At 68.5% G+C, this 15188-nt stretch carries 10 protein-coding genes; 4 read left to right on the top strand and 6 right to left on the bottom strand.

Annotated features, from left to right (window positions below; all coding sequences use genetic code 11):
• Positions 1-44: 44 nt before the first annotated feature.
• From HUA78_RS13420 to HUA78_RS13410, 3 genes are read right to left on the bottom strand one after another with little or no spacing between them, the layout of a single operon-like run.
• On the bottom strand, positions 45-623 hold the full coding sequence (locus HUA78_RS13420; protein WP_174455194.1) for a MarR family winged helix-turn-helix transcriptional regulator: 579 nt from the start codon (positions 621-623) through the stop codon (positions 45-47).
• Positions 623-3769 carry an efflux RND transporter permease subunit gene (locus tag HUA78_RS13415; protein ID WP_174462339.1) on the bottom strand — a complete coding sequence of 1049 codons (3147 nt, stop codon included), beginning with the start codon at positions 3767-3769 and terminating at the stop codon, positions 623-625. Before HUA78_RS13415 ends, HUA78_RS13420 begins: the two co-directional genes overlap by 1 nt.
• 35 nt (positions 3770-3804) lie before the next feature.
• Positions 3805-4902, bottom strand: a complete 1098-nt coding sequence (locus HUA78_RS13410; protein ID WP_246137383.1) for an efflux RND transporter periplasmic adaptor subunit — start codon at positions 4900-4902, stop codon at positions 3805-3807.
• A 302-nt stretch (positions 4903-5204) separates the two neighbouring features.
• Here HUA78_RS13410 and HUA78_RS13405 point away from each other — a divergent pair, with 302 nt between their 5' ends.
• Positions 5205-6344: an acyl-CoA dehydrogenase family protein gene (locus HUA78_RS13405; RefSeq protein ID WP_174455195.1), complete on the top strand. Its 1140-nt coding sequence runs from the start codon at positions 5205-5207 to the stop codon at positions 6342-6344.
• Positions 6345-6426: 82 nt separating this feature from the next.
• On the opposite strand, the gene HUA78_RS13400 is transcribed toward HUA78_RS13405, so the two are convergent.
• Positions 6427-6735: a hypothetical protein gene (locus HUA78_RS13400; RefSeq protein ID WP_174476433.1), complete on the bottom strand. Its 309-nt coding sequence runs from the start codon at positions 6733-6735 to the stop codon at positions 6427-6429.
• 56 nt (positions 6736-6791) lie between these two features.
• On the opposite strand from HUA78_RS13400, the gene HUA78_RS13395 reads away from it, so the two are divergent.
• The gene (locus HUA78_RS13395) at positions 6792-7403 is read left to right on the top strand and encodes a hypothetical protein (protein ID WP_174476432.1); all 612 of its coding nucleotides are present in this window, start codon (positions 6792-6794) and stop codon (positions 7401-7403) included.
• Between the two features lie 13 nt (positions 7404-7416).
• Here HUA78_RS13395 and HUA78_RS13390 read toward each other — a convergent pair whose 3' ends face one another.
• On the bottom strand, positions 7417-7704 hold the full coding sequence (locus tag HUA78_RS13390) for a hypothetical protein (RefSeq protein ID WP_141644927.1): 288 nt from the start codon (positions 7702-7704) through the stop codon (positions 7417-7419).
• 59 nt (positions 7705-7763) lie between these two features.
• The gene (locus tag HUA78_RS13385) at positions 7764-8180 is read right to left on the bottom strand and encodes a hypothetical protein (RefSeq protein ID WP_141644926.1); all 417 of its coding nucleotides are present in this window, start codon (positions 8178-8180) and stop codon (positions 7764-7766) included.
• Positions 8181-8256: 76 nt separating this feature from the next.
• Here HUA78_RS13385 and HUA78_RS13380 point away from each other — a divergent pair, with 76 nt between their 5' ends.
• Positions 8257-8904 (top strand): RlmE family RNA methyltransferase, encoded by a 648-nt coding sequence (locus HUA78_RS13380; protein WP_141644925.1) that lies wholly within the window; start codon positions 8257-8259, stop codon positions 8902-8904.
• Positions 8905-8953: 49 nt separating this feature from the next.
• On the top strand, positions 8954-15019 hold the full coding sequence (locus HUA78_RS13375) for an alpha-2-macroglobulin (protein ID WP_174476431.1): 6066 nt from the start codon (positions 8954-8956) through the stop codon (positions 15017-15019).
• Positions 15020-15188 lie beyond the last annotated feature (169 nt).

Raw genomic sequence — 15188 nt, 5'->3', positions numbered from 1 at the left:
GCGCGCGCCGGGCGGAGGTCGCCACCGGCGCGCGCTCGTGCATCCTAGAGGGCCTGCTCGGAGGCGGGGCCCCCGAGCCGCTTCAGCACCCGCTCCAGCAGGCCGAAGAGGGCCTCCTGGTCGTCGGCGGGGAGCAGGTCCAGCATGCGTCGCAGGCCCTGGTCCACGCTGCGACTGATGAGGTTGAAGAGCTTGACGCCCTCCGTGGTGAGCTGCGCGACGACGGCGCGCCGGTCCTCGGCGTCCCTCGTGCGCTCCACCAGCTTCATGTCCTCCAGCCGGTCCACCACACCGGTGATGGTCTTCTTGGTGATGCCGACACGCTGGGCCAGGACGCCCACGTGCGTGGGGCCGTCATTGCCCAGCCACATCAGCGCGTGGATCTGCGTGGGGGTGAGCTGATTGCTCTCGCAGATGCCATGCAGCGGGTCCCGCAGGGAGCGGTACCGCCCGAGCTGGATGATGAGCTCGTGCAGCCGCCGTGACGCGGGCGTGGGGGAGTCCTGCTCGGCCTCGGGCAGGGCGTCGTCCGTGACGCCGCCCTCCTCGGTGAGCTCGAGCTCCTCCTCGCCTGCGCCGGACGGCTGCACGCGGAGGGCCGGTCTGTTCGCCGGCACTCGCATCAGGCCGTCTCCACTCGCGCGGCCGCGGCCACCGCGGCCTTCTCGCCGTGCGGACCCACCGCGTGCGGCGTGCCATGGTCCGGGGCGGTGCCCGGGCCCTTGCGCCGCTTGAACTTCTCGGTGAGCTGGTCCAGCAGCGAGTACACCACCGGCACCACGCCCAGCGTCAGCACCGTGGAGGTGATGAGGCCGCCGATGATGGTGATGGCCATGGGCGCGCGCGTCTCCGCGCCGTCGCCCCGGGCAATCGCCACCGGAATCATGCCGGCGATCATCGCGATGGTCGTCATGAGAATCGGACGCAGACGGACCGGAGCGGCGCCCAGCAGGGCCTCCGTGGCGCTCTTGCCTTCCTCACGCAACTGCAGCGTGAAGTCGACCAGGAGGATGCCGTTCTTCACCACCAGACCCATGAGCATGATGACGCCGATGAGGGCGAACATGGACATGGCCTGGCCGGTGATGAGCAGCGCGCCAATGGCGCCGATGAAGGCGAAGGGCAGCGACAACATGATGGTGAACGGGTGGACGAGGCTTTCGAACTGCGCCGCCAGAATCATGTACACGAGGATGATGCCGAGCAGCAGCGCGGCGCCGAACGCGGACACCGCCTTGCCCATCTCCTTCGCGTTGCCCTCGAAGTCGTAGATGATCCCCTTGGGCACTTCCTTCTCCGCGGTCGTGTTCATGAAGGCCACGGCGTCACCCAGCTGGTAGCCGGAGGCCAGGTTGGCGAGCAGGGTGATCTGCCGCTTCTGGGACTCACGGTCGATCTGCACCGGGCCATCCGCCGGAGTGACGGAGGCCAGGTTGCGCAGCTCCACGAGCTGCCCGCTGGGGGCACGCACCGTGAGCTTTCCGAGTGCATCGGCGGACGCCAGGGTCTCCGGCGGCAGCCGCAGCTTCACCTCGTACGTCTCGCCGCCCTCTCGGTAGTCCGCGAACTTGTCGCGGCCGAGGAAGGCGCGCAGCGTGGTGCCCAGCGACGCGGCCGGGACACCGAGGCTGGCGGCGCGCTCGCGGTCCACCACCACGTCGTACTGGGGCTTGCCGGAGCGGTACGTGGAGTCGATGTCCACCAGGCCCTTGTTGGTCCTCATCGCCACCTTCATCTTCTCCGACGTGGCGATGAGCTCCTGCCAGTTGTCGCCGCGCAGGTTGAACTGCACCTGCTGCGAGCGCGAACCACCACCGGCGATGCCAGTGACGTCCTGCACCGTCACCGACACGCCCGGACGGGGCTTGATGGCGCCGCGCAGATACGTCTTCAGCTCACCCTGCGGATAGCTGCGCTCCTTGATGGGCACCAGGTTGATGAGCAGCTCGCCCTTGTGGACTTCCTCCTGCACGCCGCCACCGACGGTGGCGAAGGTGGAGGCAATGCCCGGCAGTGCACGCACCTGGGCGTCGAGCTGGTCGATCTCCGCCTGCGTCTCGTAGAGCGTCGAGCCGATGGGGAGCTCCACCGCCAGCTTGATGTTCCCGTTGTCCGACTCCGGGATGAACGTGAACTTGAGGAAGCGGGCCAGGCCGAAGGTCGCGAAGAGCACCACCACCGCCACCGCCATCGTCACCAGGCGGCGACGGAGGATGGCGGCCAGCATCTTGCGGTAGCCGTTCTCCATGCCCACCAGCACCTTCTCCACCGCCGCGGACACGCCCGTGGGCTGACCGTGGTGGCGCAGCATGCGCGAGGACAGCATGGGCGTGAGCGTCATGGACACGGCGTAGGAGATGAGCGTCGCCACCGCCACCGTGACACCGAACTGGTAGAAGAACATGCCCATGATGCCGTCCATGAACGCCACGGGGATGAACACCGCGACGATGGCCAGCGTCACCGCGAGCACGGCGAGGGCAATCTGCCCGGCGCCGTCCAGCGCGGCCTGCATGGGCGTCTTTCCCTCTTCCATGTGACGGACGATGTTCTCGATGACCACGATGGCGTCGTCGATGAGCAGACCGATGGAGAGCGTCAGCGCCAGCATCGTGATCATGTTGAAGGTGAAGCCCAGCGCCGCCATCACCGCGAACGTGCCAACCACGGACACCGGCAGGGCGACGGCCGCGACGATGGTGGAGTTCAGGTTGCGCAGGAACAGCAGCACGATGACCACGGCGAGGATGCCGCCGAGCACCATGTCGAACTGCACCGAGGCGATGGACGAACGGATGAAGCGCGCGTTGTCCGACACCATGTCCACGGTGATGCCCTCGGGCAGCCGGCTGTTGATCTCTCCCAGGGACTCCTTGACGAGCGAGGCCACCTGCACCGTGTTGGAGCCGGACTGCTTGCGCACCACCAGCGCCACCGCGCTGCGGTCGCCGTTCTTCGCGGCGCCACGCGCTTCCTCGGGGCCGTCCACCACATCTGCGATGTCTCGCACGCGCACCGGCGCGCCGTTGGGGCTGGCGATGATGATGTTGCGGATCTCATCCACGCTCTTCGCCTCGGACGTGAGGCGCAGCACGCGCTCGCGACCGCCGTCCATGGTGCGGCCACCCGGGACGTCCAGGCTTTGCGCGCGCACCGCCTGGCTCACGTCGCTGATGGCCAGCCCGAAGCCGCGCAGGCGGTCCGGGTCGACGACGAGCTGGATCTCCCGCTCGCGACCGCCGATGACGTCGATGCTGCCCACGCCCTTCTGACGCTGCAGCGCGGGCTTGATGATGTCCTCCGCCGTGCGCGTCAGCTCTTCAATCGGGAGCGCGCCAGACAGCGACAGGGTGATGATGGGGGCGGCGCCGATGTCGAACTTCTCGACGACGGGCGTCTCGATTTCGTCCGGCAGCTTGCTCAGCGTGGCCTGGACGCGATCACGCACGTCCTGCGCGGCCACGTCCACCTTGCTGGCCAGGGTGAAGCGAACGACGATCTGCGACACGCTCTCCATGTTGATGGAGCGAAGCTGCTCCACGCCGTTGAGCGTGTTGAGCGCCTCTTCCAGCGGGTCACTGACGTTCTTCTCGATGGTCTCCGGGTCCGCGCCAGGAAGCACCGTCGTCACGGTGACGACGGGGAAGTCGACGTCGGGGAACTGGTCGACGCCGATGCGCGGGTAAGCGTTGATGCCGAACACGACCACCGCCATCATCAACATGGCGGTGAAGATGGGCCGTGAAATAAATGTCTTGAGCGGGCTCATTCAGGAGCTCCAAAAGGTAAGGGGGAGGGCAGGCGTCACTGCACCACGCGGACGGCCGTGCCCTCCTTCACGTCCAGGGAAGAGTCGGCGAGCACGCGCTCGTCGGCGGCCAGGCCCTGGAGAATGCGCACGTAGCCGGGGAGCACTCGCTCCACGCGCACGTCGCGCTTGCGCACGGTTCCGTCCTGCACCACCCACACGAAGCCGGTCTGCCCCCGCGCGCTGACGGCCTGCGTCGGCAGGAAGAGGCCCTTGTCATCGGACTGGCCCGCCACGTTGGAGAAGTCCAGGTCCACCAGCGCGCCCGGGCGCAGCGGCGACGCCGTCTCACCCACCACGTCCGCCAGCACCTCCACCGTGCGGTTGGTGATGTCGACGGTGGCGCCCACGTTGGCGACCGTCACCTCGAAGCGCATCCCGCTGGGGCTCACCGTGCCCTGCGTCTTGGAGCCGGGCTTGATCTTGTCCACCACGGACTCCGGCACCAGCGCGCGCACTTCCAGGCCGGTGATGTCCACCAGCGTGAAGACGGGCGTGGGCGGCATCATCGCCACCGTGTCGCCGATGTTCTTCATGCGCGCGGTGATGACGCCGTCGAAGGGCGCGATGATGGCCATGTCGCGCAGGTTCTCCTCCGCCATGCGCAGCGTGGCGCCCGCCTGGGCGGCCTGGGCGGCGGCCTGCTTCGTGCCGATCTCCGCCTGATCCAACCCCGCCGCGGCGATGCCACCCGACTCCGCCACCTTGCGGGTGCGCTCCAGGTTGTTCGTCGCCAGCTGCAGCGCCGCGTCCGCGGCCGCCTTCACCGCCCGGGCCTGCTCCACGCCAATGACGACGTTGGAGGTATCCAGCACCGCCAGCGGCTGGCCCTTCTTCACCTTGTCGCCGACCTTCACCAGCATCTTCGCGATGGTGCCGGTGGCCTGCGCGCTCAGCGTCGCCTCCTGCTTGGAGCGGACCTGACCCGTCACGCGGGTCATGCTGGCCTCCAGCTCCGTCGCGGGCGCGATGGCCTTCACACCCATCGCCGCCGGGCCCTGCTGCTCGGGCAGGGCAGGCTTGGCGCCGCCCTTGCCGCAGCCCGTCATCATCACCGCCGCCAGCACCGCGGCCACCCACATGCGTCGAATCACGGTCGTCCTGCTCCTGCCAGCTCGCGGTCCCCGGACCCCTCCAGGACTCCACGCCGGCTCAAACCTTTGGAAATTCTGCGGCCCGGAAACTACAGTTCCTGAACTGTCTGTCAAGGAGATACTCCGCGATGCGGACTATCTCCCACCGGGCCTACCTAACGCCCGCCTGCCGGGCGAGCAGGACTTTCTTCAGGGGTTGCCCCGGAGTACGGGGCTGATGGCCGGTCCTTGTTGCTTCCCCGGGACGCCTGCTATTGATTCGAAAATCAATCTTGTTGTCCCCCCGCCAATGAGGAGTGTGCATGCCGAACCCCTTCACCGAGGAGCACGAGGCCTTCCGCAAGACGGTGCGCGCGTTTGTCGAAAAGGAAATGGCGCCGTACGGGCTGGAGTGGGACCGGGCGGGCATCTTTCCTCGCGAGCTGTTCAAGAAGTGCGCGGACCTGGGCTTCCTCGGCATCAACCATGATCCGAAGTTCGGCGGCAGTGGGCTGGACTACTGGTACGTGACGGCGTTCTGCGAAGAGCTGAGCTACAGCCGCAACGCGGGCGTGAACATGGCGCTGCTGGTGCAGAGCCAGATGGCCACGCCCATCATCAACGAGATTGGCACCGACGAGCAGAAGCGGGAGTTCCTGGAGCCCGCGCTCAAGGGCGAGCGCATCGCCGCGCTGGGCGTGAGCGAGCCGGGGTGCGGCTCGGACGTGGCGAGCATCAAGACGACGGCGCGGCGCGACGGCGACGACTACGTCATCAACGGCTCGAAGATGTGGATCACCAACGGCACGCGCGCGGACTTCATCACCCTGGCGGTGCGCACGGGTGGCGAGGGCTACGGCGGCATCTCCCTGGTGACGTTCCCCACGGACGTGAAGGGCTTCGGCGTCTCCAAGAAGCTGGACAAGATTGGCAACCTGTCCTCGGACACGGCCATCCTCTACTTCGAGGACTGTCGCATCCCCGCCCGCTACGTGCTGGGCGAGGAGAACGAGGGCTTCTACCACATCATGACGAACTTCCAGGGCGAGCGCCTGGTCGGCGCCATCACCACCGTGTCCGGCATGGAGCGGATGATGGAGGACGCCATCCAGTACGGCAGCGAGCGCGAGGCATTCGGCCGGCCGCTGATGAAGTTCCAGGTGTGGCGCCACAAGTTCGTGGAGCACCTGACGGCCATCGAAGCGGCGAAGCGGCTGACGTACCACGCGGTGGACCTCTTCGACCGGAAGGAGAACCCGGTGAAGGAGGTCTCCATGGCGAAGTTGTTCGCGGGAGACCTGGCCCAGCGCGTCGCCTACGACACGCAGCAGTTCTTCGGCGGCATGGGCTACATCGAGGAGACGCCCATCGCCCGCATGTGGCGCGACGTGCGCCTCATCACCATCGGCGGTGGGACTTCCGAGGTGATGAAGGAGATCATCTCGAAGCTCTACGGCTTCTGAGCCGTGTGGACGGGGCGGGTCCGTCAGTCAGGGCCCGCCCGTCGCCTCGAACACCCGCCTGGACCCGCGCCGCGCCGGGGGCCTACCGGGTGCTCTGATGCTGCTGCGCGTAGGTGCCGCTGTTCTGCTCCTCCTCGATGACCTGGATGGCCGCGCTGCCCGCCGCCGCCGCGCCGGCGCCCGTGGGCGAGCCCTCCGCGGGACGCGGCTGACACACGCACCCGGCCGAGCTGCGGATGACGACCACCGCGCCCAACTCCATATCCAGGTCGGTGCAGATCTGCTTGCACTCGGTGGCCCGCTCCTTGGGGACTGCGTAGTTGGTGGCGCCGATGGTGGTGCAGCCAGTCAGGCACAGCAGCGTGGACAGGGCGAGGAGGTTGCGGATCATGTCCCGCCGTTTAGCACGGGCCGCGCGTCGGTTAGGGTGTCGCCGTGGAGGTGGTGATGGCACCTGTGATTCCGGCGAGCGTGGCGTGGTACGTGACGGGCCGTTTCTATCTGGCGTCGAAGGACTCGATGCTCCAGGACCTGGGCTACTTCATCCACCTGGAGGGGTTGCACGGGCCGCTGTTCGAGGACCCCAGCGGGAAGGTGGCCGAGTCCACCGCGCTCCTGACCTTCCGCTCCACGCCGTTCAAGTCCGTGACGCTCGACAACGGCGGCCTGTCGCTGAGCGTGGATCCGGTGGGAGACTTCACCGTCTACCTCAACGAGCAGCGCCCCGGGCGGCCCCACTTCGACGACCCGGAGTCGTTCTCCGCCGGGCGTCCCATCGCCACGTTCCGCCGGGCCAGCGTCGTGGTGGGCGGCGCCTTCGACGGGCCCGCGAGCTCCGGACGTTCGCTGTCGCTCAACGTCTTCACGGCGCGCATCGTGTGGAGCACCGCGTTCGAGCTGAACGGCGCGCGCTACGACTTGAAGGACCTCCTGCCCCACGGAATCACGCAGTGGGGCGAGTGTGGACCCTCCGCGCTCGCGAACCCGCCCCAGGGCTTCTCCAAGGTCGTCCCGTTCGTGGGCTCGGCCGTGGCGGTGGCGCCGGGGCTTTCGCGCTGAGCCGTCGCCCTCGTCAGCGCTTCCTGAACAGGGCCTCCGCGGCGTTCATCATCGCGTCGCGGCTGGCCTTCGCGTGCAGGCCGCCTTCGCCCACCTGGAACAGCTCGCAGAAGTTGGCGCCGTCCTTGTCGGCGGGCACCTCCGCGAAGGGCTCCTTGCACTCCTTGGCCACGCTCGCGTCGTAGTGCCGACAGTTGCGGCACGAGCGCACGTCCTCGTCACAGTTCGGACACGTGTCGCTGCGTCCCACCTGATTGGCGATGATGTCGAGCGAGTGTCCACAGTGCGCACAGCCGGGCATGGCCACCTCCGCGAGAGCAGGGTCGCCATTGTGCCAGCGCGCCGAGGCGCCTGGGAGTCCTACCGTTGGAGGCTGGACATGAGTGCTCCCGTGGGCTCCGAGGGAGCAACCGACGGGGGCGAGGACGGGCGCAGGTCGCCCATGGCATCCAGGAGCTGGTCATCCAGGCGTTTGAGCAGGAACAGCACGTACGCGCCCACCAGGGCCATGGCGGCCGCCAGGATGCCGAGCATCATGCCCCGCTCCCACAGGTGGGCCTTCTCCATCACCCCGCGCCGCTCGGCGAAGGTCTTCAGCTGGGCGTCCGCGGCCTTGCCGTCCAGCCGCAGCGCATAATCCTCGGCCTGGGCGGTGCCTCGCTCCATCAGCCACTGGCCCTGGACCTGGAGTGCGTCCGCCCGGGTGTAGCAGTAGACCGCTCCACCCGACGAAAACAGGGTGAGGCACAGCGCTGCCGTCAAGCTCCGGGTGCCCATCTCAACGTCCTCCGGATCCGCCATTGCGCGGGCCTCGACACCCACGACCGCTCCGGCTTCCCGAAGACAGTAGCGGATGGTAGGGAGCCCCTCTGACATGGGCAAGCCCTACCGTCCTAAAGACCACTATTTCCAGAAAGCCAAGCAGGAGGGCCTTCGCGCTCGCTCCGCCTTCAAGGTGGACGAGCTCATCAAGCGCTTCCCCATGGTGAAGAAGGGCCATGTGGTGCTCGACCTGGGGGCCGCGCCTGGAGGGTTCCTCCAGATTCTCGCGGAGGCCGTGGGCGCTTCGGGGCAGGTGATTGGCGTGGATATCGTCGCCATCCGTCCCTTCACGCAGCGGCACGTGCGCACGGCGGTGCTGGACGTGCTCGCGGACGACTTCGACGCGAAGCTGACCGCGATGCATGACGGTCTGTTCGACGCGGTCATCTCCGACATGGCGCCGAAGACGAGCGGCATCAAGGCCACCGACGAGGCGCGCAGCCTGCGGCTGGCGGGCAAGGCGCTGGAGCTCGCGGTGGCGCGGGGCCGGCCGGGCTCGTCCTTCGTGGCGAAGGTGTTCATGGGCGGCGACTTCGAGGACTTCCGCAACCAGGTGCGCGCCCTCTTCGAGGAAGTGAAGGTGGTTCGCCCCGAGGCAACGCGCGGCGCCAGCATGGAGGTCTATCTGGTGGGGCTGCGTCGCAAGGCCCCCTCGGGCGAGGCGACTCCGACTTCCTGAGCCGTAATGTGGAACGCCTGGGCGGCCTCCTGTGTCTAGAGTGCCGACCATGCACCACACCCTCCGGACCTGGACATCCGCTGTCGCGCTGTCGCTGTTGTCCCTGTTGCTGCTCGCCACGCCCGTGGCCCGGGCGGCGCAGGCCAAGGCGCTCTCTTCCTGGAAGGACATCGACGCGCTGGTGTCGAACCAGAAGGTGGAGGCCGCCGCGCAGGCCGCGGAGGCCCGCCTCGCCCAGGCGCGCAACGGCGCGGACGAGTCCGAGTGGGCGCGCGCGCTGATTCGCACCGTACAGCTCCGCTCGGCGTTGCACGGCTATGAGACGGCGGTGCGCTTCCTGCGCGAACAACCCTGGCCCAAGGGTGCGCTGGCTCGCGCGACGCTGAACCTCTACTACGCCAACGCGCTCGTCACCTATGCGCAGGCGTACGGCTGGGAGGTGCGGCAGCGCGAGCAGGTGGCGTCATCGGGGCCGATGGACCTGAAGGCGTGGACGTACGACCAGATTCTCACCGAGGCCCAGCGCGCCTACGAGGACGTCTGGAAGCAGCGGCAGTCGTTGGGCGCCGAGCCGGTGAAGGTGCTGTCCGAGTACGTCGAGCCCAACACCTATCCCGCGGGCATCCGCTCCACGCTGCGCGACGCCGTCTCGTATCTGCGCGTGGAGCTGCTGGCGGACAGCTCGCACTGGCGACCCGAGCAGGCCAACGAGGTGTTCCGGTTGGACCTGGGCTCGCTGCTGGAGGGCGCGCCGACGGTGGAGCTGACGGATGCCAACATCCACCCGCTGGTGAAGGTGGCCGCCGTGCTGGGGGACCTGGAGGCGTGGCACCGGACGGGTGGGCGACGTGAGGCGGCGCTGGAGGCCCGGCTGCGTCGCTACGAGGTGCTGCACCAGCACTTCTCCGAGGCGGAGGACCGCGCGCGCATCCGTCAGCACCTGGCTGCGCACCTGAACGCGTTCCGGGACGTGCCCTGGTGGTCCATGGGGCAGGGCCTGCTCGCGGAGCAGGAGAACGCCGCGGGCCACGCGGTGCGCGCGCATGCGCTGGCGAAGGAGGGAATGCAGGCCCACCCGAAGTCGCTGGGGGCCACGCGCTGTCGCACGCTGGTGGAGACGCTGGAGGCGCCTGATTTCCGTGTCGCCTCCATGCAGTCGGACGGCGCGGACCGCCGCTCCATCGAGGTGACCCACCGCAACGTGCCGGTGGTCTACTTCCGGGCGTTCCTGCTCGACGTCGAGGCGCGGCTGAAGAAGGTGGACGACTACAACGTCCTGCCCTCCGGCGACGAGCTGATGCGCTACAACCGGGGACGCAAGCCCACGACGACGTGGTCTACCCAGCTCCCCGCGACGCCCGACTTCCAGTTGCACCGCACCTTCGTCACGCCTCCGCTGAAGGAGACGGGCACGTACCTCATCCTCTCCTCCGCGCGCGAGGACTTCCGGGAGAAGGGCAACCGCATCCAGGCCACCTTCCTGGCCGTGACGCCGTGGGTGGCCCTCACCCGGAACGTGGAGGGCAACTCGATGGAGGCGCGCATCCTGAAGGGCGACTCCGGCAAGCCCGCCTCGGAAGTGTTGGTGCGGCTCATCCAGATGGACTACCGCACCGGCTTCCGCGAGGCGGCCCGCGCTCGGACGAATCCTCAGGGTGACGTGTCCTTCCCCGCGCCGCCGGGACAGGGCTACCGCTCGTACCTGATGGTGGTGGGCGAGGGACGCGGGGCCTTGCTCTTGCCCAATGGCCTGGCCTTCTACAACCGCTCGCCGCCGAGGGAGGCGACGTCGTCCCTGGTCTTCACGGACCGGAGCGTCTACCGGCCCTTGCAGAAGGTGCAGTGGAAGGTGGTGGCCTTCTCAGGACGTGGAGACCAGGCGCGGTACAAGACCTTGGAGCAGCACAGCCTGGTGGTGAGGTTGATCGACCCGAACCACCAGGAGGTGGAGCGACTCAACGTTCGCACCAATGACTTCGGCTCGGTGGCGGGCGAGTTCACCGTTCCCACGGGGCGGCTACTGGGCGTGTGGACGGTGCAGGTGGAGTCCGGGGGCTTGTCCACGATTCGCGTGGAGGAGTACAAGCGGCCCACCTTCGAGGTGACGCTGAAGGACGCGGACGCGCCGCTGCGCCTGAACCGTCCGGCCACCTTCAAGGGCGAGGCGCGCTACTACTTCGGCCTGCCCGTGGCGTCGGGCACGGTGCGCTGGCGTGCCTACCGTGAGCCGGTGCTGCCCTGGTGGTGGTGGTACGACTCCGGCTTCATCTCTCGGCAGCGGCAGCTCGTGGCCGCGGGCTCGTCGTCGGTGGAGGAGGACGGCGGCTTCAAGGTGACCTTCACCCCGGAGGCCGATGAGCGCTCCGCGCGCACGCCGGGCCTCACGTGGCGCTATCGCGTGGAGGCCGATGCCACGGACGAGGGCGGCGAGACGCGCTCGGCCAGTCGGGCCTTCCGCCTGGGCTTCGTCGCGGTGGAGGGGCGCGTGGACACGGACACGGGTTTCCTGCGCGAAGGCTCGCAGGCCGAGGTCCGACTGGTGCGCTCCACCCTGGACGGTGCGCCGCAGCCGGGCGCGGGACGCTGGCGCCTGGTCGCGTTGAAGCAGCCCACGCAGCCGCTGATGCCCGCGGACGAGCCGCAGCCCGCGCTCCCGCTCCTGGAGGTGGACCCGGACGCGGTGAAGAAGCCCACGCCGGGTGATGCGCTCCAGGCGCGGTGGATGCAGACGTACAAGCCGCAGTCCGTGATGGCACGCTGGGAGGACGGCGCGGAGCAGACGAAGGGCACCGTGCAGCACGGCGCGGACGGTGTCGCGCGCGTGAAGCTGCCCTCGCTGAAGGCGGGCGCCTATCGGCTGCACTACGAGACGACGGATGCCTTCGGGCAGAAGTTCACGGTGGCGCGCGAGCTGCTGGTCGCGGGTGCGCGCGCGCCCGTCGCACTGGCGGCGGCGCTGACGGTGGAGAACTCGAGCGTGCGCGTCGGAGAGGTGGCTCGGTTGTTGGCCATCTCCGGCTTCGAGGGCCAGCCGTTGATGTTGGACCTCTACCAGGGCGACCAGCGTGTCCTGCGCAAGTCGCTGGTGGGCGGCCAGACGCCGGCGGTGGTGGAGGTGCCGGTGACGGAGGCGCTGCGTGGAGGCTTCACCGCGGTGCTGACGCTCGTGCGCGACTGGCAGCTCGTCCAGTTCTCCGAGCACGTGTTCGTCCCGTGGGACAACAAGGAGCTGAGCCTGGAGTTCGCCACGTTCCGCGACAAGCTCCGCCCGGGCGCGAAGGAGACCTTCCGCGTGACGGTGAAGGGCCCCAAGGGCGCGAAGGTGGAGGCGGGCGCGGCCGAGCTGCTCGCGTATATGTACGACCAGTCGTTGGACCTGTTCGCGCCGCACTCGCCGCCGAGTGTCTCCTCGCTCTATCCGCCGCGCATGTCGTCGGTGTCCCTGCTGTCGTCCCTGTCGATGGGGCAGTCGCAGTGGCTCGTCTCCCAGGGCTATGGCGAGGCCTTCCAGTGGGAGCCTCCGACCTCGGATCGGCTGAAGTTCGAGGACAACTACGGCCTGGGAGGGCCAGGGCGCAGACGCTACCGGAATGGCAACTCGCGGTCCTTCGAGTCCTTTGGAGGTGTCTCCGCGCCGCGCCCGGCGCCGGTGGCTCGCTCCGAGTCGAAGGAGAAGTCGATGCGGGAAGAGCCCGAGGCTCCACCTCCGCCGCCCGGCATGCCCCCGATGGAGGAGATGAACGCCGCGGCGGACAAGCTGCAAGGCGCTCCCGCCCAGGCCGAGGCGGCCGCACCAGCCGCGCTGCGCTCCAACTTCGCCGAGACGGCGTTCTGGGTGCCGCAGCTCCTCACGGGCGCTGACGGGTCCGCGACGCTGGAGTTCACCGTGCCGGACTCGGTGACGGCGTGGAGCGTGTGGGTCCACGGCCTGACGAGGGACCTGGAGGGCGGCTCGGTGCAGCGCACCACCCGCAGCGTGAAGGAGCTGATGGTGCGGCCCTACGTGCCGCGCTTCCTGCGTGAGGGAGACCGCGCGGTGCTGGAGGTGGTGGTGAACAACGCGTCGGAAGAGGCGCGCCAGGGCACGCTCACGCTGGACATCGTGGACCCGGAGACGCGCAAGAGCCTGCTGTCGGAGTTCGGGGTGAAGGGCGCGTCGCAGAACTTCACGGTGGCGCCGGGGAAGGGGACGAACCTGCGCTTCCCGCTCACCACGCCCGCGCGCGTCGGGACGGTGGCCTTCCGTGTGGAGGCTCGCGCGGGGAACCTGAGCGACGGCGAGCTGCGGCCGTTGCCCGTGCTGCCCGGCCGCGTCCACCTGGCGCAGTCGCGCTTCGTCACGTTGAAGGGGCCGGGCTCCAAGACGATGCGCTTCGACGACTTGAAGAAGGGGGGCGACGCGACGCGGGTGAACGAGCAGCTCGTCGTCACCGTGGACACGCAGTTGTTCTACGCGGCGCTCCAGTCCCTGCCGTACCTGGTGAACTATCCCTATGAGTGCTCGGAGCAGACGCTCAATCGCTTCGTGTCCTCCGGCATCCTCGCCAGCCTCTACGCGAAGTATCCGGCCGTGGCGAAGATGGCGAAGGAGATGAGCCAGCGTCCCACGCGCTTCGAGACCTGGGACTCGGTGGACCCCAATCGGAAGATGACGCTGGAGGAGACGCCCTGGCTGGAGATGGCGAAGGGCGGCCCGGATTCGGACCAGGACCTGGTGAAGGTGCTGGACCCCAAGATTGCGCGCGCCGAGCGCGACGCGGCCATGGGGAAGCTGCGCAAGGCACAGACGTCCAGCGGTGGTTTCCCCTGGTGGCCGGGCGGCCCGCCGTCGCCGTACATGACGCTCTACATCGTCCACGGCCTGTCGCGCGCCATGGAGTACGGCGTCGAGGTGCCGCAGGACATGACGCGCAACGCGTGGGGCTATCTGGCCCGACACTTCCGAGAGGAGTACGCGGAGAAGCTCACGAAGAAGGGGCAGAGCTGGGAGTTCATCACCTTCCTCAACTACGTGGCCTCCGCGTACCCGGATGCCAGCTACACCGGCGAGGCGCTGACCGCGGACGAGCGCAAGGCGATGCTCGCCTTCAGCTTCACGCACTGGAAGAAGCACTCGCCCTACCTGAAGGGCTACCTGTCGCTGACGCTGAAGCGCGCGGGACGCCAGTCGGACGCGCTGAAGGTCTGGGACAGCGTGATGGACTCGTCGAAGACGACGGAGGACCTGGGTACCTACTGGGCACCCGAGGACCGCAGCTGGCTCTGGTACAACGACACCACGGAGACGCAGGCCTTCGCCCTGCGCGTGCTGACGGAGCTCAAGCCGAAGGACGAGCGGCGCGAGGGCCTGGTGCAGTGGTTGTTGCTCGACAAGAAGCTCAACCACTGGAAGTCCACGCGCGCCACGGCCGAGGCGCTCTACGCGCTGGTGAAGTACCTGGAGGCGGAGGGCGCCCTGGGCATCCGCGAGGACGCGAAGGTGACGGTGGGCCCGCGCGTGGTGCAGATGGAGTTCGCGCCGGACGTGTACACGGGGAAGAAGAACCAGGTGGTGGTGCCGGGGCCGGAGCTCCGGCCGGAGACGATGAGCTCCGTGGTGGTGGAGAAAACGACGAAGGGCTTCGCCTTCGCCTCGGCCACATGGCACTTCTCCACGGAGAAGCTGCCGGACGAGGACCGAGGGGACTTCTTCCAGGTGTCGCGCCGCTACTTCCGCCGCGAGCGCGAGGGCCGCGAGGCCGTGCTCCAGCCGCTCGCCGAGGGGGCGCTGCTCAACCCCGGTGACGAGGTGGAGGTGCAGCTGTCACTGCGCACGAAACACGCCGCGGAGTACGTCCACCTGAGAGATCCGCGTGCCGCGGGCCTGGAGCCGGAGAACGCGCAGTCCCGCCACAAGTGGGACCTGGGCATCGTCTGGTACGAGGAGACGCGCGACTCGGGCACCAACTTCTTCTTCGAGTGGCTGCCCGCGGGTGAATACACCTTCAAGTACCGGCTGCGCGCGAACATGGCGGGCACCTTCCGCGTGGGTCCCGCCACCGTGCAGTCCATGTATGCGCCGGAGTTCACCGCGTACTCGACGGGCGCGGTGCTCACCGTGGGGCCGGCGAAGTAGCGCGGGCTTCACGGCGGTCCTCCTGGTTTCGACTCAGGGCCCGACTCGGAGACACGAGCGGGCCCTGGGTGTTTTCAGGTGACCGGGCTACGGGCCTCGCACGTCCGTCTCGCCGCAGGCGTCATGCGTGGACCTCTCGGGGCTCGCCTTCGCGCCAAGACTGGCGCTT

It is taken from the genome of Myxococcus sp. CA033 (assembly GCF_013336625.1).
In the GTDB taxonomy this organism is placed as follows: domain Bacteria; phylum Myxococcota; class Myxococcia; order Myxococcales; family Myxococcaceae; genus Myxococcus; species Myxococcus llanfairpwllgwyngyllgogerychwyrndrobwllllantysiliogogogochensis.
Note: the sequence above shows the minus strand (reverse complement) of the source record. Positions and strands in the feature narration are given on the sequence as shown.